Origin of the sequence: Streptomyces sp. NPDC102467 (assembly GCF_044765445.1) — a bacterium.
GTDB lineage: Bacteria > Actinomycetota > Actinomycetes > Streptomycetales > Streptomycetaceae > Streptomyces.
This window is the reverse complement of the sequence record NZ_JBIWKA010000002.1, coordinates 159,414-177,406: the sequence shown is the minus strand read 5'-3', so window position 1 is coordinate 177,406 and position 17,993 is coordinate 159,414. Positions and strand designations below refer to the sequence as shown.

Genomic DNA, 17,993 nt, shown 5'->3' with positions numbered 1-17,993 from the left:
ACCCCGCGGGGGGGGGGCCCCCCCCCCCCCCCCCCCCGCCCCCCCCCCCCCCCCCGGGGGGGGGGGCCCCGGGCCCCCCCCCGCCGCTCTGTCGTTCCCCGACCGTTCTGGGGGCCGCGCTTCAAGATCGGGAGAAGTTGGCGGGAAATGCGCGCACGTTACCAATCGGTATGCATCGACTTGATTGGCGATCAACAGTAGAACTCGTTCCCATTCCGTCTAGAGTGAGGAACGTGCAATGAGTGATGCAACCCGCCCTGAAGTGGTCCGTAACGGAATCTCCCGCCGTGGCTTCCTCGCAGGAACAGGTTCTCTTCTGGGGGCCGTGGCCCTGAGTGGTCACGCCGTCGCCGCCGAGCGCGGCACCGCTCCGGCCGTCGCCGACGGCGCGCACCTCCCGGCCCTCGTCATCGGCACCGGCTACGGCGGCTCCGTCGCCGCGCTCCGGCTCGCCGAGGCGGGCGTCGACGTGCAGATGGTGGAGATGGGCATGGCCTGGGACACCCCGGGGTCCGACGGCAAGATCTTCGCCAACACCACGAGTCCCGACAACAGATCGTTCTGGCTCAGAACCAGAACGAAGCAGCCTCTGAGCAACTTCCTCGGCTTCCCCATCGACAAGGACATCCCGAAGTACACCGGCATCCTCGACGCCGAGGACTTCGCCGGCATCACCGTCTACCAGGGCCGTGGCGTCGGCGGCGGCTCACTGGTCAACGGCGGCATGGCCGTCACGCCGAAGCGGGAGAACTTCGGCGCCATCCTGCCCTCCGTCGACGCGGGCGAGATGTACGGCACGTACTACCCGCGCGCCAACGCCGGTCTGGGCGTCGCCACCATCGACCAGAACTGGTTCGAGACCGCCGAGTGTTACCAGTACGCGCGCGTCGGCCGTAAGCACGCCCAGCGCTCGGGCTTCCCGTTCGTGTTCGTGCCGGACGTGTACGACTGGGACTACATGAAGCAGGAACAGGCCAACACGGTGCCCAGGTCCGCGCTGGCCGGCGAGATCCTCTACGGCAACAACTACGGCAAGAAGTCACTGCAGAAGACCTATCTCCCGCGGGCCAAGGCCACCGGCAGAGTCACCATCTCGCCGCTGCACAAGGTGACGTCCGTCGCCCCGGCCGCGGGCGGCGGCTACACCGTGCGCATCGACCAGCTCGACACCACGGGCGCCGTCACGGCCACCAAGGAGATCACCGCCGACCGCGTCTTCTTCGCCGCGGGCAGCGTCGGCACGAGCAAGCTGCTCACCAAGCTCAAGGCCACCGGCGCGCTGCCCGCGCTCAACAACGAGATCGGCAAGAACTGGGGAGACAACGGCAACGTGATGTGCGGGCGCGCCAACCACCTGTGGGACCCGACCGGTTCGCTCCAGGCGTCGATCCCCACCGGCGGCATCGACAACTGGGCCGCGGGCGGCGCGTTCGCCGAGGTGGCCCCGCTGCCGACCGGCATCGAGACGTTCGCGTCGTTCTACCTGTCCATCACGAAGAACCCGAACCGCGCCCAGTTCACGTACAACCCGACGTCGGGCGGGGTCGACCTGAACTGGCAGACCGCGTGGAAACAGCCCGGGATCGACGCGGCCAAGACCATCTTCGACAAGATCAACGCGAAGGAGGGCACGATCTACCGCACCGATCTGTTCGGTGTGTACAAGATCTGGGGCGACCACCTCACATACCACCCCCTGGGCGGTGCCGTGCTGAACAAGGCGACCGACAACTACGGCCGCCTGCACGGGTATCCGGGGCTCTACGTCATCGACGGATCGCTGATCCCGGGCAACACCAGCGTCAACCCGTTCGTGACGATCACGGCGCTCGCCGAGCGCAACATCGAGAAGATCGTCGCCACTGACCTGTGACGGTCGCGCCCTGTCCGGGCCGCGGCCGCCACCCGGTGGTTCACGGCTTGGGCAGGGCGCACACCGTGTCGAGCCCGAGTACGTGGTTGAGCCGGCCGAAGGCCAGCCACGAGCCGATGGCCATGCTCATCTCCACGATCTCGGCCTGGCTGTAGTGGGCGGTCATCCGCTCCCAGAACGCGTCGTCGAGGCCGTGGTGGTCGACGGCGTAGCGCTCCGCGTACTCGGCGGCGAGCCGGGTCCGCTCGTCGAACGCGGTGGTGTCGCGCCAGTCCTCCACCGCCTCGATGAAGGACGTCTCGACCTTCTCGCCGTCCCGCTCGGTGCGCCAGTCCAGGCAGAACAGGCAGCCGTTGATCTGTGCGACACGGAGCCGCGCCGCCTCGAACTCCCGTAGCCCCAGGGACGAGTGGTCGTACACCGCCATCGAGAACTGGGCCGCCACGGGCCCGATCCCGGGCACCATCTCGCCCCACACGTAGGGGATGGGCTCCTCGCCGTCCGGTATGTCGATCCTCATGACTGCTTCCTTCCGAGTCGGCCGACGGCGGGGAGCACGGGCACGTCGAGCGCGTCGTAGAGTCCGGGCGGCGCGGCAAGGAGCCAGTCGACGGCGCCGACGAGCCGGCCGACGGCGGTCGCGTTGCCGCCCGCCGAGTGGTTGCCGCCCTCGTCGGTGGCCTGCACGGTGACTTCGATGCGCGGGCTGCCCTCCACGATCACGCGGTGCGCGCCGGCCCCGCCGCCGGGCGGCACCGGCCAGTCGGGCGCGCACGACGGATGGATCCGGGTCACGTGCTCGACGACGATGCGGACCTCGCCGTCCAGGATGCCCTGCACCTCGAAGCGGACCGCGCCCTGGGTGCCCGCGGCGAAGTCGCCCATGGCCGTCGTCGTCACGTCGCTCTCCAGGGACCGGCGCTCCAACGTCTCGCGGATCTCGTCGAGTTCGGTCCCCAGCGCGCGGGCGATGAGGCGCAGTTGCCCGCCCCACACCATCGTGGGGATGGACGCGGCGAGCATCAGCGGCTCGTACTCCATCGGGTGGCCCATGCCGACGAGGTGGCGGACCGAGTCCTCCTGGTCGTACGTCGAGTAGTCGAAGATCTCCTGGCAGCGCAGGACGTCGACGCGGGTGCCGAGGCCGCTGATCAGGAGGGGCAGTACGTCGTTGGCCCAGCCGGGGTCGACGCCCGACACGAACAGCGAGCCGCCGCCCTCGTCGATGGCCGCGCGCACCGGATCGGTGAACTCCGGTGGCGCACCGCGATGGTCGTAGAGCGGGTAGAGGGCCGGGCTGACGACGACGGCGCCGGTCCGCAGGGCGCGGCAGATGTCGGCGAGAGCGTCGTCGGGGCGCAGTTCGCCGGAGGCCGCGTAGAAGACGGCACCGGGACGGGCCGCGAGCACCGCGTCGACATCTGTCGTCGCGGTGACACCGAGGGCGTGGTCGAGCCCGGCCAGGTCGCCCGCGTCGCGGCCGTCCTTGGCGGGGTCGTGCACGAGCACGCCGCAGAGTTCGAGCCCGGGGTGGGCGTCGACGGCTCGGATCGCCGCGCGGCCCACGTTCCCGGTGCCCCAGACCACCGTGGAAGTCATGCGCCGGAGCGTAACCTGACGAGTCGTCAGTTCATAGACTTACCGCGCCAGTTGGGCCCTGGCTGCGGCCAGTGCCTGCTCGGCGTAACCGCGTCCGAAGAGCGCCGTGTGCACGAGGAGCGGGAACAACTGGTGCAGCGGGACGCGGTCCCGCCAGCCGTCCGCGAGTGGCGCCGCCTCCTGATAGCCGTCGAGGATCCCTTCGAGGTGCGGGGCGCCGAACAGGTGCAGCATCGCGAGGTCGGTCTCGCGGTGGCCGCCGTGCGCGGCCGGGTCGATCAGCCACGCGACGCCGTCAGGACCCCACAGCACGTTGCCGGTCCACAGGTCGCCGTGGAGCCGGGCGGGCGGTTCGGCGGGTCCCGCGAGATCGGGCAGCCGGTCGAGCGTCTTCTCGACGATCCAGGCCTCGGTGGTGCTCACGGTGCCGTCGTCCACGGCGAGCCGAAGGTAGGGGAGCACGCGATGCTCGGCGTACCAGCGTGACCAGTCGGTGCCGGGGACGTTGCGCATCGGGGCGAGGCCGATGAACGCGTCCGTCGGGCCGCCGGGCGGGGGCGCGCCGAACGCGGGGGCGCCCGTGGCGTGCAGCGCGGCCAGGTCGCGGCCGAACCGCGCCGCGCTCTCGGCGGTCGCCCGTCCGTCCGGCACGCGGTCGGTCACCAGCCACCGCGTGTCGTGCCCGTGCACCTCGGGGACGGCGACGGTGTCCGTGCCGGCCAGCCAGCGCAGCCCCGCCGCCTCCGCGCTGGTTGCGTCAGCGGTGTCCGCCTGCTTGACCATCACCCCGCGCCCGTCGTCGAGGACGACCTCGGCCAGCGGGCCGCCCCGGGGACGCTCCTCGACAGCGTGCCGCCCCGTGAAGCGTGCCGCGGCGGACGATGCGCGGGACGTGCCGTGGGGCATGCTCTGGGGCACTTGTCGGGGCATACCTCCCAGGGTAGGGGTGGCGGCCCGGCCGTCGACGTGGCGTGCCGAGCCCTGATCTCCTTCCTCGATCCACGCGGCGGACCGGGCCGGGGCCCGGCGTTCACGTGCTCGCCCGCGCGGGCGAGTGGGGCTCGGGGGCGGCCGGGCTCTCCGGATTCCGGCGACGCCGGCCGAGCGAGGCGATGATGCTCGTCAGCGCCCCCGCCAGCAGACCCCAGAACGCCGAACCTATGCCGAGCAGCGTCACGCCGGACGCCGTGGCGAGGAAGGTGACGACCGCCGCTTCGCGGGAGGCGGGGTCGGACAGGGCCGAGGCCAGGGACGCCTCGATCGTGGCGAGCAGGCCGATGCCCGCGACAGCCAGTACCAGGGCGTGCGGCATCGCGACCAGCAGTGAGGCGACGGTGGCGCCGAGCAGTCCCACGCACAGGTAGAAGACACCCGCCCAGACCGCCGCGAGGAAGCGTCGCTCGCGATCAGGGTGTGCCTCCTCGCCGGTGCAGATCGCGGCGGTGATCGCCGCCAGGTTGATGCCGAACGCGCCGAACGGGGCGAGCACCACCTGCACGGCGCCGGTCCAGGTCAGCAGGGGCGAGACCGGCACCTGGTACCCGGACCCGCGCAGCACGGCGACGCCCGGCAGGTTCTGCGAGGCCATGGTGACCACGAAGAGGGGCACGCCGACACTGATGAGTACTTTCCAGTCGAACTCCGGAGCCGTGAACACCGGTTGCGCCAAGGAGAGTTGGACCCTTTCCAGGTGCCAGCCCCCGGTCAGGACGGAGACGAGGACGCCCCCGCCGAGTGCGAGCAGGACCGCGTACCGGGGGAGCAGTCTGCGCCCCACGAGGTAGAGCACGAACATCGGGAACGCGATGGCGAAGCTGCCGTCCATCTCGGCGAAGAGCCCCGTGCCGAACTGCAGCAGCACCCCGGCGAGGAGCGCCGCGGCGAGCGGTACCGGGATCCGGTCCATGACGCGGGCGAACCACCCGGTGAGCCCGCTCAGCAGGATCAGTACGGCGCTGAAGGCGAACGCGCCCACGGCCTTGCCCATGGACACCCCGCTGAGACCGGTGGCCAGGAGGGCCGCGCCCGGCGTCGACCAGGCGGTCACCACGGGAGCCCGGAAACGCAGCGAAAGCCCGGCGCATGTCACGGCGAGGCCGATGCCGAGGGCGAGCATCCACGACGAGATCTCGCGCGCGTCCGCCCCGGCGGCCCGTGCCGCCGTGAAGACCAGTGCCGCCGAACTGGTCACGCCGACGGTGACGGCGATGAGCCCCGCCGCCACGGCCGAGGGTGGTGCGAGGGCGCGGATACGGGTGAGCGGGGACATGGGGGTATCACTTCCGGACGTGCGGGAGGCAGAGCAGGGGCGAGGCAGGGCGTTCCGGTGTTCCATAAACAGAACGTTCCGTTTATGGAACACTAAAGAAGTCGGCGCCGAACCGTCAACAAGCCGGCGTCAGGACCAGGCGCGAGGGTGGACGGGAGTGGTGGGAGCGATGGGCCTCAACGACGAAGTGGGGCGCAGGCTCAAGGGATTGCGCGGCGAGCGCGGCCTCTCCCTGTCGGAGCTCGCGCGCCGCTCGGGCGTCGGCAAGGGCACGCTCTCGGAGCTGGAGAGCGGCCAGCGCAACCCCACGCTGGAGACCCTCTACGCGCTGACCACCGCACTCGGCAGCCCGCTGAGCGCCGTCCTGGACGATCCGCCCGCGGGCGTGCGCGAGGGCGCGGGCGGCGTCTCCGGCAGCGCCGTCACCGCGGTGCTCCTGGAGCGGCACGAGGACGCCGACGCCGCCACGGACGTCTTCCGCGTCACCATCGCCGACGGCGCCACCCAGGACTCGACCGCACACGCCCCGCACACCACCGAGAGCCTCATGGTGCTCTCCGGCACAGCCGTCGTCGGCCTGCCCGACGCGCCGCAGACCGTGGGCCCGGGCGGCCATGCCCACTGGCGGGCCGACGCCCCGCACCGCTACGGAGCGCCGGACGGCGAGGTCCAAGGAATCCTCTTCGTGCGCTACCCCAAGAACAGGCCCTGGGCGTAGGCACGTTCAGTCGCTCTCACCGCACACCTGGAGCCCGACCGCCGTGCCGCACGGGAGATGGCCGTGGGTCGCGACCACGCCCTTGCCGGTCCCGTTGTCGACGGCGTACGAGAGAAAGCTCGACGCCAGTGAGTCGGCGGGCGGGCGGCCGTAGGTGTAGGCGTACTCGATCTCGCGGTACGGGTAGCCACTGGTGGTGAGGCGGTCCGGGTCGGGCGCCTGTCCGTCGAGGGTGATCCGGTGCAGTCCGCGCGGCGCCTCCGGCGGGGACGCGGCGCGCAGCTCGCTGTAGCCGATGGCGCCGGGGGTACGGGCCACGGTGTCGAGGACCTGCTCGGTCGAATCGAGCTCGCAGCGCAGCACCGCGGCGGTGCGCACCGTACGGTTGACACAGTCGTCGGAGGACGCGGGCGGTTCGTCGGCGCCCGCGAGGACCCGGCTGCCGAGCGCGCTCCGCGTGCCGGAACCGGAGGAGCGGCTGACCAGGACGACGGGCAAATCCGGGCCGCCGAGCTGGGTCCAGTTGCGGACGTCTCCCCGGTAGATGCGGCGCACGTCGGCGACGGACAGGTTCGTCAGGCGCACGTCGTCGTGGACGACGAGGGAGAACAGGGAGACCGCGACGCGGCTCTCGCTGAGCCGCGTGTAGCTCGCCGGGCGCGGCCCGTCCGAGAACGCGATCACCGTCGCGCCCTGCTCGGGCCGGCCGTCGGACAGGGCGAGTTCCCGCACCCCGGTCCGGCTGCCGTGCGCGGCCACCGTGATGTCCGGGCGGCCGCCGCAGTGTTCCCGGTACTTCGTCGCCAGCTCGGACAGGACCGGCGCGAACGCCGTCGAACCCGTCAGCCGCAGCGTGCCGCTCTCGCAGTCGTCCGGCAGCGCCGGGGGCAGCAAGAGGGGCAGCGTGGCGGCGGCGATCAGCGCGAGCCCGAGTGCGACGGTCGTCCAGCGGGCCTGTCTACTGAACACCGGCGGCTTCTCGTCCGGGGTCAGGCTGTGGTTCTCGTGGAGCGTGCCGTCCTTGAGGTCACCGGTGACGGTGACCCGGTCACCCTCCTGACCACCCGTCAGGAGCACCAGAATCTTGTAGTACGCGCCCGGCTTGAGAGGGACGCGTGGGACGCGCAAGGTGCTCGGCCCGGCGACGAGCAGCCCGGGCTGGTTCTCGAAGTAGCCCATCAGGTTGGCGTGTTCGTCGGGCAGCGTGACGTCCTGCGCCTCGATGCGCCGCCCCGGGAACTCGGCGGTGAGCCCGTACTGCGTCGACGGATCGATGTAGTCCGACTCCTCGACGTGCCGCGAGCCGTCGTTCTCGATACGCAGGAGTACGAGGGTGGCGTCCCGCATGGCGGGCAGGTCGTTGAACAGGCCGAGCCGCGGATCGGCACCGGACACGCCTGCTTGGCCGTTGTGTCCTATGGCGATGTCCATCTGCTTGCGGAAGCCGATGCGTCTGCTGCGCCGCGCCCGCCGGTCCGCGACGAACGGCGTGACGATGGAGACGGCACCGAGCAGCAGGCCCGCGGCCGTGAAGGTGATCTCGAGCCATCCCATGAGGCCGACGGTACGGACCCGTCGCGTCGCGCGGCGGGTCCGGTGCCGAGCTTCGCCGACTGTTCGTCAGATGTTCAACCATCGCTGTGGGAGCACGGCTGTTGAACCTCTGGTCACGCTCCCGTGGTGGAGCCGGGGCGGACGATCATCAGAACGGTGACCGTGGCCCATAACAGGTTGAACACGCCGGTGAGTGCGGGCAGTTGACCGGCGGAGCGGGGGAGGGGCGAGGTGCCGCCCGGCTGCCGCACCGCCCCGAGCGCGACCTCCTGCGCGGGCAGGATCCACAGCGCCAGCACGGCGGCGGCAGCGGCGGTCAACAGGATGGAGACGATCAGCCAGACGTCGCCGAGGACCCCCATGCTGCTCGCCGTCGCGAACCCGAACAGCGGCACGGCGACGCCGACGGCCGCGTAGACCCGGCAGATACGGTGCAGCGTCCCCAGGGTCGACACAGGATCGGCGTCGCCCGGTGAACCGAGCGCCTGCCGGAGGGACTTGGGGAACATGCTCGCCGCGACGGTGACCGGGCCCACGGTCAGGACGGCGGCCAGAACGTGCAGGCTGAGCAGAAGCTTCGTCATGGTCAGCGGCCCGCGCCCGGGCCCGCGAGGCGGCGGGCGCCGCTGACCTTCGAGGCCGGCAGGCGCCCGGCGCGGGACGTGCCGTTCAGGGTGTCACCGTCGACCGTCACGACGAACACCAGATTGAGCCGCAGGGGCTTGGTGACGGCCTGCTTCCAGGTGAGCAGATCGCCGGTCAACCGCACGCCCGTGAGCGGTACTTGCTCACCTGTGCCGTGCGCGAAACCGGCGAGACCGGCGCCGTCCTCATGGAGCTCCACCACGGCCTTGATCATGCCGATGGGGGTGGCGACGGACAGGTCCCAGATGCCTTCGACGGACATGCGTTGGTTCTTCTCTCTGATCGGGGGAGCGGTGAAAGGAGGAGGCGGTCGCGTCAGAAGCCGACGGGTGCCGGGCCGACGGCACGCCAGACCGTGCCGCGCCGTTCGTACGCGAACAACTCCTCGACCGCGTGCGCGACTTGCGGGCCCACCTCGCGCTCCAGCAGATACAGGGCCAGGTCGAGCCCTGAGGTGACACCGGCGCCGGTGACGAGGTCGCCGTCGTCGACGACCCGGGCCCGCACCGCGTGCGCGCCGGTGGCGTCCAGCAGGTCGAGGCCCAGGTGATGCGTGGTGACGTGGCGGCCGTCGAGGAGCCCGGCGAGCGCCAGGACGAGGGAGCCGCCGCAGACGCAGGCGACCGTCAGCTCGGGGTTCTCCATCGCCGCCCCGAGCAGCGCGGGCAGCCCGGTGATCAGGGTGCGGCCCAGCAGTACGGGGATGGTGGCCTCGGCCGCGTCCTCGTCGGGCGCGGCGCCGGGATCCCCGACCGGCCCCGAGGCGCCGGGCACCACGACGATGCCCGCGCGCGACGGGTCGAGGGCGGCGGTGGCCCGAAGGGTGAGCCCACCGGTTCCGCTGACCACGTCACGCGGCCCCTCGGCGGAGACCAGCTCCACCTCGACCGCCCCACCGGACGCGGCGCCGCCGGCGTGCAGCACCTCGAACGGGGCGACGGCATCGAGGGGGTCGAAGCCGTCGAAAAGAACGATCTGGACGTGCATGGGGGAGATTCCTTCGCGTGCGACGGGTCCGGTCCGCGCCGGGTTCGCCGTCGACGCTAGTCAGCGGACCTTCCGTCTCCCAGTGGCATTAGTGACGGCAGTCAACGGGATAACGCCAGGCTGCCGAACCAGTCCTTTTGCAGGTCGGCCGCGCATCGAACCACGTAAGAGTGCCGCGGTGTCGATGGCGGTTTCCCGGTGAACGGGTATCTTCTGGCCATGCACATCGTCGCCGTCCTGGCGCTGGACCAGGTGATCCCGTTCGACCTGGCCACGCCGATCGAGGTCTTCACCCGTACCCGCCTGCCGGACGGCCGCCCCGGCTATCAGGTGAGGGTGTGCGCCGAGCGGCCCGAGGTGGACGCGGGCACGTTCACGATCCGCGCGCGCCGGGGTCTCGACGGTCTCAAGGGGGCGGACACGATCATCGTCCCCGGCACCGCCACGCCCACGGCCCCCCTCGCACCCGCCGTCGGTGACGCCCTGCGGACGGCCGCCGCGCAGGGCACCCGTATCGCGTCCATCTGCGCGGGTACCTTTCCGCTGGCCGCGACCGGTCTCCTCGACGGGCTGCGCGCGACGACGCATTGGATCGCGGCGGACGCGCTCGCCGCCGCGTACCCGGAGGTCGAGGTCGACCCCGATGTCCTGTACGTCGACAACGGGCAGCTCCTCACCTCGGCCGGCGCGGCCGCGGGCCTCGACCTGTGCCTGCACATGATCCGCCGCGACTACGGCTCCGCGGTGGCCGCGGACGCGGCCCGGCTCTCCGTCATGCCGCTCGAACGGGAGGGTGGCCAGGCGCAGTTCATCGTCCACGACCACACGGCCGCGCCCACCCCTCAGGGGGCGTCGTTCGAGCCCCTGCTCGGCTGGCTCCGAGACCACTTGGACAGCGAACTCACCCTCGCCGACATCGCCGCCCGCGCGGGCGTCAGCACCCGCACGCTCATGCGCCGCTTCCGCGAACAGACCGGCACCACCCCGCTGCAGTGGCTGCACCGCGCCCGCATCCGCCAGGCCCAGCACCTGCTGGAGACCACCGCGCACCCGGTCGAACGGATCGCCGTCCAGGTCGGCTTCGGCTCGCCCACCGCGTTCCGCGACCGCTTCAAGCGCACGACGGGAGTCAGCCCGCAGGCGTACCGCCGTACCTTCAGCTGACCGGCCGGACGGATCGGGGCGGACGGGTCACGGCAGTCGGGTCGGGGCGGACGGGTCACGGCAGTCGGATCGGGACGGTCGGATCAGTCGCCGGCGGGGTCCACCGACTCCCGCAGCCGCGCGCTCGCCATCCGCATGTGCTCGGCCATCGCCCGGTCCGCGGCCTCCGGGTCCCGGTCGCGGATCGCGGCGAGCACGGCGTCGTGCTCGCACAGGGTGCCGCTGACCGTGCCCTCGATGTCGCTGACCCGCTCCATCCACACCTGGAGCAGTGCCCGGATGCTGTGCAGGATGTCGCTGAGGACCGTGTTGCGCGCGATGCTCGCGCACTCCAGGTGGAAGGCGATGTCGGCGTCGATGAACGCCTTGACGTCGCTGCCCGCCTCCCGCATGTGCCGCAGGTGCTCCTCCAGCCGGACCACGTCCTCGTCGGTCGCCCGCTCCGCGGCGAGGCGCGCCGAGACGCCCTCCATGTAGGTACGCACCTCGACCAGGTCCCGGGTGCGGCGCTGGCCCAGCATCAGGCCCCAGTTGATGGCGCGCGGCAGGAACTCCGAGGTGCCTTCGCGCACGTACGAGCCCGAGCCGGGACGGATCTCGATGATGCCGAGCACGTCGAGCGCGGACAGCGCGCCACGGACGCTGGAGCGTGCCACCCCGAGGGCCTCGGCGAGCTGGCGCTCGGCGGGCAGCCGCGTCCCGGGCCTGATGTTGCCCGCGGAGAGGTGGTCGAGAAGTCGCTTGGCGACCTCGCTCACCGAGGACTCCCGCACCACGGGGCGCAGGAGTTGGGCGAGGTCGGGCGGGTCGCCTGGCGTGGTGTGGGCGGGCTGACTGGTCACGGTCACCAGTAGACCAGACGGCTGCCCGGCGCCCCTCGCCGGTCGCGCGCGACGTCTCTCCACCCTCACTTTGTCAAGGGTTCAACCAGGGGTGACAAGTGCGACGCTCGCCACATTGGTAAATTGGTGACCAATTTGAAGTTCGGGCATAGCGTGACACTCAGATCGGCCCCACCGGCGTGGACAGTCCCGCTGCCCGCCTCCCGGCGCCGAGAGTGACCCAAGTCCGGACAGAGCTGTCCGGCGAGCCGAGGAGTCGCCATGCCTGCCAGCACCGCGCCGCCCGTGACCAAGGCGCGATCAGCCGTCGAAGCGTCGGCGATCAAGAAGATCTCGATCCGCCTCGTTCCCTTCGTGGCCCTGATGTTCTTCGTGAACTATCTGGACCGCACGGCGGTGTCGTTCGCCGAGCCGAACGGGATGGGCCAGGACCTGGCCCTGACCGCCGCCCAGTTCGGCTTCGCCTCCGGGATCTTCTTCCTCGGCTACATCGTGCTCGAGATCCCCAGCAACATGGCCCTGCACCGCTTCGGCGCCCGCCGCTGGCTGGCCCGGATCATGGTCACCTGGGGCATCGTGTCGCTGCTCTTCACCTGGGTGGACAGCAGCGGAGGCCTCTACACGCTGCGCTTCCTGCTCGGCGTCGCAGAGGCAGGGTTCTTCCCCGGCGCGATCCTCTTCCTGAGCCAGTGGGTGCCGAGCCGCCACCGCACCAAGATCCTCGGACTCTTCTACCTCGCCCAGCCGCTGACCACGGTCTTCGGCGCCCCGCTCGCGGGCTGGCTGATCGGCCACCACGGCCTGTTCGGCCTCGAGGGCTGGCGCGTGATGTTCCTGTTCGTGTCCATCCCGGCGATCCTGCTGGGCATCATCGCCTGGTTCTACCTGATCGACCGCCCGGCGGACGCGAAGTGGCTGACCCCGGCCGAACGGGACTGGCTCACCACGGAGCTGGACGCCGAGAACGCCGAGAAGGCGGGTCGCGACGGCGGCCACGCCAAGGGTGACCTGAAGACGGCGTTCACCAACACCCGGGTCTGGATCCTCGCGGTCGTCTACTTCGGTTTCGTCTACGGGCTCTACGCGCTGGCGTTCTTCCTGCCGACCATCATCAACGGCTTCCAGGAGCAGTACGACACCACGTTCACCGTGATGGACAAGGCGTGGATCACCGCGATCCCCTACCTTCCCGCGGCCTTCGTCCTCTTCTTCTGGAGCCGGCACGCCACCCGGCACGGCACCCGTACCTGGCACGTCGCCGGGCCCGCGATCGTCGGCGGTGTCTCCATCCCGCTCGCCCTGTACATGGGCTCGCCCGCGGCCACCGTCGCCGTCATCACGGTCACCGCCTGCGCCATCTTCGCCGCGCTCCCCGTCTTCTGGGCCGTGCCCTCCCGCTTCCTCACCGGAGCGGCCGCGGCAGCCGGCATCGCCTTGATCAACACGGCGGGCAACATCGCCGGCTTCGCCTCCAGCTACATCACGGGCTGGCTCAAGGACTGGACCGGCGGCTACTACGTACCGCTCTACCTCGTCGGCGTCTTCATGCTCCTGTCGGCCGCACTGATGATCTGGCTCGCCGCCCGCAACCCCCAGTCCCTGTCCACTCCCTCAGCCCCCGCGGAGAACCAGCGATGACCCGCCTCTACAACGACCCCGCCGCCTTCGCCGACGAAGCGCTCGAAGGGTTCGCCGCCGCCCACCGCCGCTGGGTGCGCCCCGTGCCGGGCGGCGTGGTGCGGGCCACGGTGAAGACGCCGGGCCAGGTGGCCGTCGTCATCGGCGGCGGCTCCGGCCACTACCCGGCCTTCTCGGGTCTTGTCGGCCAGGGCCTCGCGCACGGCGCCGCCGTCGGCAACGTCTTCGCCTCGCCCTCGGCCCAGCAGATACGCAACGTGGCCCGCGCCGCCGAGGCCGGCGGCGGTGTCCTCCTCCTCTACGGCAACTACGCGGGCGACGTCCTGCACTTCGGGCAGGCGGCGCGGCGGCTCACCGCCGAGGGCATACCCGCCCGTACCTCCGCCGTCACCGACGACCTGTCCAGTGCCGCGGCCGACGAGGCACACAAGCGCCGCGGTATCGCGGGCGACCTGCCCGTCTTCAAGGCCGCGGCCGCCGCCGCCGAGCAGGGGCTGTCCCTCGACGAGGTGGCGGACGTCGCCGCGCACGCCAATGCCCGCACCCGCTCGTTCGGCATCGCCTTCTCCGGCTGCACCCTGCCCGGCGCCGACCACCCGTTGTTCTCCGTCCCCGAGGACCGGATGGCCGTCGGCCTCGGCATCCACGGCGAGCCCGGCATCGGCGAAGCGGCCGTGCCCACCGCCGACGAGGCCGCCGAACTCCTCGTCTCGGCCCTCCTGAAGGAACTCCCCGACAGCGTCACCGACCCGGACGGGCAGCGCGCCGCCGTCGTCCTCAACGGCCTCGGCTCCGTCAAGTACGAGGAGCTCTTCGTCGTCTACCGGCGCGTGGCCCAGCTCCTCGCCGACGCGGGCGTACAGGCCGTCGACCCCGAGGTCGGCGAACTCGTCACCAGCTTCGACATGGCGGGCGTCTCCCTCACCCTGACCTGGCTCGACGACACCCTCGAAGCACTGTGGACCGCGCCCGCCGACGCCCCCGCCTACCGCAAGGGCGCCGTGCCCGCCGTGGCAGTCGCCGACGAGGTGTCGTACGAGACGGTGAGTGAAAGCCGGACGTATCAGGCCGGCGAGGACTCCCGCAGGGCCGCCGCGACCGCCCTCGACGGCTTGCGTCTCCTCAAGGAGACCGTCGAGGCGCACGCGGACGAGCTCGGACGCATCGATGCCGTCGCGGGCGACGGCGACCACGGCATCGGCATGCGGCGCGGATCGAGCGCCGCCTACGAAGCCGCCCTGCACGCAAGCGAGTCGGGCGCGGGAGCGGGGTCTCTGCTGGCCGCCGCCGGTGACGCCTGGGCCGACAAGGCCGGCGGCACCTCGGGCGCCCTGTGGGGCATCATCCTGCGTGCCCTCGCCGACGCACTCGGCGACACCGAACGGCCGACCCCGGCGTCCGTCGCCCACGGAGTCCGGCAGGCGTCCGACGACGTCCGCAGGACCGGCGGCGCCGAGGTCGGCGACAAGACGATGGTCGACGTCCTCGTCCCCTTCGCCGAGGCACTCGGCCGACAGGTCGCCACGGGAGCCGGACTGGCCACGGCCTGGGCCGCGGCAGCGGACACCGCCGAGCGGTCGGCCCGCTCCACCGCCGGCCTCCTGCCCCGCATGGGCCGCGCCCGCCCGCACGCCGAGAAGTCGCTCGGCACCCCCGACGCGGGGGCGCACTCCCTCGCCCTGATCGTCCGCGCCGTCCACGGCGCGCTCGCCACCTGCCAGTAACTCCCTTTAAGGACACATGACATGAGTGAGAAGCTGCGGATCGTCGTCGGCAGCGACGACGCCGGCCACCAGTACAAGGAAGCCCTGAAGAAGGACCTCCTGGCGAGCGAGCTCGTCGCCGACGTCACCGACGTCGGAGTGGACGCCGACGGACACACCGCCTACCCCGAGATCGCCATCGCCGCCGCCGAGATGGTGGCCCGCGGCGAGGCCGACCGGGCGCTGCTCGTGTGCGGCACGGGCCTGGGCGTGGCGATCGCCGCCAACAAGGTCAAGGGGATCCGCGCGGTCACCGCCCACGACTCCTTCTCCGTGGAGCGCGCCGTCCTCTCCAACAACGCGCAGGTCCTCACCTTCGGGCAGCGCGTCGTCGGCCTGGAGCTGGCCCGCCGCCTCGCCGCCGAGTGGCTGACCTACCGCTTCGACGACTCCTCGCCGTCCGCCGCGAAGGTACAGCTGATGAGCGACTACGAGGCCGCCTGATGGCTGCCCCGCTCCTGCTCGGGGTGAGCCTGAAGATGTACTTCGGCCACCACGAGACCCTCAACTGGGCTCGTAAGGTGGTCCAGTTGGCCGACCGGCACCCCGCCGTCACCGGCGGCGCGGCCCGCCTGTTCGTGCTGCCCGCCTTCCCGGCGATCGTGCCGGTGACCGGGATCCTCGCGCGCAGCGGCGTCGACGTGGGCGCGCAGGACATCGCCACGGAGGATGTCGGCGCGTACACGGGCGAGGTCTCCGGCCCGTACCTGAAGGAGATCGGCTGCCGGTACGCCGAGGTCGGCCACGCCGAGCGCCGCCGCCTCTACGGCGAGGGCGACACGGTGGTCGCCGCGAAGACCGCGGCCGCCCTGCGCAACGGGCTCGTCCCCGTCCTGTGCGTCGGCGAGCTCGACCCCGTGGAGCCGGAGGAGGCCGCGCGCCGCACCGTCGCCGAGGCCGCCCGCCTGCTGTACGGCATGCGCGGCACGGTCGTCCTCGCCTACGAACCGCAGTGGGCCATCGGCGCGCCCGAGCCCGCCTCGCCCGAGCACATCACCACGGTGTGCGCAGCCCTTGGGGAGTGGCTGAACTCCCGCGCCCAGCACGCCGGTTCGACCGTCATCTACGGCGGCAGCGCCGGACCCGGACTGCTCACCCGGCTCGGCGGGTCCGTCGGCGGGCTCTTCCTGGGCCGCTTCGCGCACGACCCGGCGGCCGTCCGGGCGATCCTCGACGAGGCCGAGGCCATGAACGCACCGACGGCGGTGGCGTGATGGCGTACGGCATCAGCACCTACGCGTACTTCTGGCGGATCTCGGAGCGGGCGCCCAAGCGCCTCTCCCTGCTCGACATGCTCGTCGACACCAAGGAGCTGGGAGGCCAGGTCTTCCAGATCTGCGACTACCCCGAGATCGAGTCGTACGACGCCACGCGCCTCGCCGATGTCCGGGACGCGGCACGGGACCTCGGCCTGCGCCTGGAACTCGGCACCCGGGGCGTACATCCGGACCACCTCGCCAAGTACCTCGACATGGCAAGGCAGTTGGACGTCACGCTGGTCCGCTCGATGATGAACACCGTCGACCACCGGCCCGGCGTCGACGAGGCCGTCACGCTGCTGCGGCAGACCCTGCCCCACTATGCGGGCGCCGGGGTGACCCTCGGCCTGGAGACCTATGAGCAGGTCTCCACCGACGACCTCCTCGCCGTGATCAAGGGCGTCGACGACCCGCACCTGGGTGTCGTGCTCGACCCCGGCAACAGCGTGGCCCGTCTGGAGCGTCCTTCCGACGTCGTCGGGGCCACCGCCCCGTACGTGGTGAACATCCACGTCAAGGACTTCGCCTTCACCCGCCGTGACGGCTGGGTCGGCTTCACCTATGCCGGCTGCCCCCTTGGCACCGGCCTCCTCGACCACGACGCCATGATCGCCGCGGTCCGCCCGCACGAGCGCGGCATCAACCAGATCGTGGAGCACTGGCTCCCGTGGCAGGACGACGGCTTCGACGCCACCGCCCGGCTCGAACACCAGTGGACGAACACCAGCATCACCACCCTCCTGAGGAGCGAATGACCATGGCCACCGAGAACAAGACAGTCGCCGTCATCGGGGCCGCAGGCAAGATGGGCCAGCGTGTCTCCAACAATCTGGTCGAGAGCGACTTCCGGGTCCTCTTCAGCGAGGCCTCCGAGAAGGGGCAGGAGCTGATCCGCTCCCTCGGCCGCGATCTCACCGACTCCGACGTCGCCGCCAAGGAGGCCGACGTCGTGATCCTGGCGGTGCCCGACATCGTCCTCGGCACCGTCTCGGAGCAGCTGGTCCCGCTGATGAAGCCGGGCGCCGTCGTCCTCACGCTCGACCCGGCCGCCGCGTACGCGGGCCTGCTGTTCGAGCGCGACGACGTGCACTACGCCTGTGCGCACCCCTGCCACCCGTCCGTCTTCCTGGAGCGCACCACGAAGGAGGAGTGGCAGGACACCTTCGGCGGCATCGCCGCGCCGCAGGAGGTCGTCGCCGCGTACGAGGGCGGCGACGCCGACAAGCAGGCTCTCGCCGACGCCGTCATCCGCGTCATGTACGCGCCGGTCGTCGACGTCCACTGGGTCACCGTCAAGCAGCTGGCCGTCCTGGAGCCGACGCTCGTCGAGACCATCGCCTGCATGGTCGGCGCGTTGCTCACCGAGGCGCTGCACGAGACCGTGCACACTGTCGGCGTTCCGGAGAAGGCCGCCCGCGCGATGCTGCTCGGCCACACACAGGTCGCCCTCGCGAACACGCTGAAGGGCTCCAACCCGTTCTCCGACGCCTGCCTCATCGCGATGGACTACGGCCGTGAGTCGATCGTCCGTGACGACTGGAAGAAGGTCTTCGACGACGCGGAGCTCGACAAGGTCATCACGCGCATGCTCAAGATCAAGGAGATCAGGCGCTGACCTGTTCCGCACGGGCGGACGCAGCCTCGTAACCCCTGATCCCGGCCCGGCGTTGGACTGCCGGAGC

18 protein-coding genes are annotated in these 17,993 nt (G+C 71.3%); 9 read left to right on the top strand and 9 right to left on the bottom strand.

The annotated features are described in order from the left end of the window. Window positions 1–238 precede the first annotated feature (238 nt). Window positions 239–1,873 (top strand): GMC oxidoreductase, encoded by a 1,635-nt coding sequence (locus ACIREE_RS03870; RefSeq protein WP_404145761.1) that lies wholly within the window; start codon window positions 239–241, stop codon window positions 1,871–1,873. A gap of 40 nt (window positions 1,874–1,913) precedes the next feature. On the opposite strand, the gene ACIREE_RS03865 is transcribed toward ACIREE_RS03870, so the two are convergent. From ACIREE_RS03865 to ACIREE_RS03850, 4 genes are all read right to left on the bottom strand, one after another. Further along, window positions 1,914–2,393, bottom strand: a complete 480-nt coding sequence (locus ACIREE_RS03865; protein WP_404145758.1) for a carboxymuconolactone decarboxylase family protein — start codon at window positions 2,391–2,393, stop codon at window positions 1,914–1,916. Next, entirely contained in the window at window positions 2,390–3,472 is a 1,083-nt protein-coding gene (locus ACIREE_RS03860) for a dihydrodipicolinate reductase (protein WP_404145756.1), read from the bottom strand. Before ACIREE_RS03860 ends, ACIREE_RS03865 begins: the two co-directional genes overlap by 4 nt. Before the next feature lie 39 nt (window positions 3,473–3,511). Further along, window positions 3,512–4,402, bottom strand: coding sequence for a fructosamine kinase family protein (locus ACIREE_RS03855; protein ID WP_404145754.1), 891 nt, complete (start codon window positions 4,400–4,402; stop codon window positions 3,512–3,514). A gap of 100 nt (window positions 4,403–4,502) precedes the next feature. Further along, on the bottom strand, window positions 4,503–5,741 hold the full coding sequence (locus ACIREE_RS03850; protein ID WP_404145751.1) for a benzoate/H(+) symporter BenE family transporter: 1,239 nt from the start codon (window positions 5,739–5,741) through the stop codon (window positions 4,503–4,505). A 169-nt stretch (window positions 5,742–5,910) separates the two neighbouring features. On the opposite strand from ACIREE_RS03850, the gene ACIREE_RS03845 reads away from it, so the two are divergent. Continuing rightward, window positions 5,911–6,459 carry a helix-turn-helix domain-containing protein gene (locus ACIREE_RS03845; protein WP_404145748.1) on the top strand — a complete coding sequence of 183 codons (549 nt, stop codon included), beginning with the start codon at window positions 5,911–5,913 and terminating at the stop codon, window positions 6,457–6,459. A gap of 6 nt (window positions 6,460–6,465) precedes the next feature. Here the strand turns inward: ACIREE_RS03845 and ACIREE_RS03840 are convergent, their stop codons facing one another. From ACIREE_RS03840 to ACIREE_RS03825, 4 genes are all read right to left on the bottom strand, one after another. Then, complete coding sequence (locus tag ACIREE_RS03840) at window positions 6,466–8,013, bottom strand: substrate-binding domain-containing protein (RefSeq protein ID WP_404145745.1); 1,548 nt, start codon at window positions 8,011–8,013, stop codon at window positions 6,466–6,468. 113 nt (window positions 8,014–8,126) lie between these two features. After that, window positions 8,127–8,597 (bottom strand): hypothetical protein, encoded by a 471-nt coding sequence (locus tag ACIREE_RS03835; RefSeq protein WP_404145742.1) that lies wholly within the window; start codon window positions 8,595–8,597, stop codon window positions 8,127–8,129. A 2-nt stretch (window positions 8,598–8,599) separates the two neighbouring features. Then, window positions 8,600–8,920, bottom strand: coding sequence for a hypothetical protein (locus tag ACIREE_RS03830; protein ID WP_404145740.1), 321 nt, complete (start codon window positions 8,918–8,920; stop codon window positions 8,600–8,602). A gap of 53 nt (window positions 8,921–8,973) precedes the next feature. Continuing rightward, window positions 8,974–9,645: a DJ-1/PfpI family protein gene (locus ACIREE_RS03825; protein ID WP_404145737.1), complete on the bottom strand. Its 672-nt coding sequence runs from the start codon at window positions 9,643–9,645 to the stop codon at window positions 8,974–8,976. A gap of 219 nt (window positions 9,646–9,864) precedes the next feature. Here ACIREE_RS03825 and ACIREE_RS03820 point away from each other — a divergent pair, with 219 nt between their 5' ends. Next, a complete protein-coding gene (locus ACIREE_RS03820) occupies window positions 9,865–10,809 on the top strand; it encodes a GlxA family transcriptional regulator (RefSeq protein ID WP_404145734.1) in 945 nt (314 codons plus the stop codon). Window positions 10,810–10,892: 83 nt separating this feature from the next. On the opposite strand, the gene ACIREE_RS03815 is transcribed toward ACIREE_RS03820, so the two are convergent. Further along, window positions 10,893–11,657 (bottom strand): FadR/GntR family transcriptional regulator, encoded by a 765-nt coding sequence (locus ACIREE_RS03815; protein ID WP_404145731.1) that lies wholly within the window; start codon window positions 11,655–11,657, stop codon window positions 10,893–10,895. Window positions 11,658–11,912: 255 nt separating this feature from the next. On the opposite strand from ACIREE_RS03815, the gene ACIREE_RS03810 reads away from it, so the two are divergent. The 6 genes from ACIREE_RS03810 to ACIREE_RS03785 are packed head-to-tail and all read left to right on the top strand — an operon-like array spanning window position 11,913 to window position 17,926. After that, the gene (locus ACIREE_RS03810) at window positions 11,913–13,289 is read left to right on the top strand and encodes an MFS transporter (protein WP_404145728.1); all 1,377 of its coding nucleotides are present in this window, start codon (window positions 11,913–11,915) and stop codon (window positions 13,287–13,289) included. Next, a complete protein-coding gene (locus ACIREE_RS03805; protein ID WP_404145725.1) occupies window positions 13,286–15,013 on the top strand; it encodes a dihydroxyacetone kinase family protein in 1,728 nt (575 codons plus the stop codon). Before ACIREE_RS03810 ends, ACIREE_RS03805 begins: the two co-directional genes overlap by 4 nt. Window positions 15,014–15,034: 21 nt before the next feature. Further along, entirely contained in the window at window positions 15,035–15,496 is a 462-nt protein-coding gene (locus ACIREE_RS03800; protein WP_404145722.1) for a ribose-5-phosphate isomerase, read from the top strand. Then, window positions 15,496–16,266, top strand: coding sequence for a triose-phosphate isomerase family protein (locus ACIREE_RS03795; RefSeq protein ID WP_404145720.1), 771 nt, complete (start codon window positions 15,496–15,498; stop codon window positions 16,264–16,266). The genes ACIREE_RS03800 and ACIREE_RS03795 overlap by 1 nt, the downstream gene beginning before the upstream one ends. Continuing rightward, complete coding sequence (locus ACIREE_RS03790; RefSeq protein WP_404145717.1) at window positions 16,266–17,066, top strand: sugar phosphate isomerase/epimerase family protein; 801 nt, start codon at window positions 16,266–16,268, stop codon at window positions 17,064–17,066. The genes ACIREE_RS03795 and ACIREE_RS03790 overlap by 1 nt, the downstream gene beginning before the upstream one ends. Continuing rightward, complete coding sequence (locus ACIREE_RS03785) at window positions 17,024–17,926, top strand: phosphogluconate dehydrogenase C-terminal domain-containing protein (RefSeq protein WP_404145714.1); 903 nt, start codon at window positions 17,024–17,026, stop codon at window positions 17,924–17,926. The genes ACIREE_RS03790 and ACIREE_RS03785 overlap by 43 nt, the downstream gene beginning before the upstream one ends. Window positions 17,927–17,993: the final 67 nt, after the last annotated feature.

Coding starts and splice junctions, on each gene's coding strand:
- ACIREE_RS03870 (WP_404145761.1), top strand. CDS start 239: ATGAGTGATGCAACCCGCCCTGAAGTGGTCCGTAACGGAATCTCCCGC.
- ACIREE_RS03865 (WP_404145758.1), bottom strand. CDS start 2,393: ATGAGGATCGACATACCGGACGGCGAGGAGCCCATCCCCTACGTGTGG.
- ACIREE_RS03860 (WP_404145756.1), bottom strand. CDS start 3,472: ATGACTTCCACGGTGGTCTGGGGCACCGGGAACGTGGGCCGCGCGGCG.
- ACIREE_RS03855 (WP_404145754.1), bottom strand. CDS start 4,402: ATGCCCCGACAAGTGCCCCAGAGCATGCCCCACGGCACGTCCCGCGCA.
- ACIREE_RS03850 (WP_404145751.1), bottom strand. CDS start 5,741: ATGTCCCCGCTCACCCGTATCCGCGCCCTCGCACCACCCTCGGCCGTG.
- ACIREE_RS03845 (WP_404145748.1), top strand. CDS start 5,911: ATGGGCCTCAACGACGAAGTGGGGCGCAGGCTCAAGGGATTGCGCGGC.
- ACIREE_RS03840 (WP_404145745.1), bottom strand. CDS start 8,013: ATGGGATGGCTCGAGATCACCTTCACGGCCGCGGGCCTGCTGCTCGGT.
- ACIREE_RS03835 (WP_404145742.1), bottom strand. CDS start 8,597: ATGACGAAGCTTCTGCTCAGCCTGCACGTTCTGGCCGCCGTCCTGACC.
- ACIREE_RS03830 (WP_404145740.1), bottom strand. CDS start 8,920: ATGTCCGTCGAAGGCATCTGGGACCTGTCCGTCGCCACCCCCATCGGC.
- ACIREE_RS03825 (WP_404145737.1), bottom strand. CDS start 9,645: ATGCACGTCCAGATCGTTCTTTTCGACGGCTTCGACCCCCTCGATGCC.
- ACIREE_RS03820 (WP_404145734.1), top strand. CDS start 9,865: ATGCACATCGTCGCCGTCCTGGCGCTGGACCAGGTGATCCCGTTCGAC.
- ACIREE_RS03810 (WP_404145728.1), top strand. CDS start 11,913: ATGCCTGCCAGCACCGCGCCGCCCGTGACCAAGGCGCGATCAGCCGTC.
- ACIREE_RS03805 (WP_404145725.1), top strand. CDS start 13,286: ATGACCCGCCTCTACAACGACCCCGCCGCCTTCGCCGACGAAGCGCTC.
- ACIREE_RS03800 (WP_404145722.1), top strand. CDS start 15,035: ATGAGTGAGAAGCTGCGGATCGTCGTCGGCAGCGACGACGCCGGCCAC.
- ACIREE_RS03795 (WP_404145720.1), top strand. CDS start 15,496: ATGGCTGCCCCGCTCCTGCTCGGGGTGAGCCTGAAGATGTACTTCGGC.
- ACIREE_RS03790 (WP_404145717.1), top strand. CDS start 16,266: ATGGCGTACGGCATCAGCACCTACGCGTACTTCTGGCGGATCTCGGAG.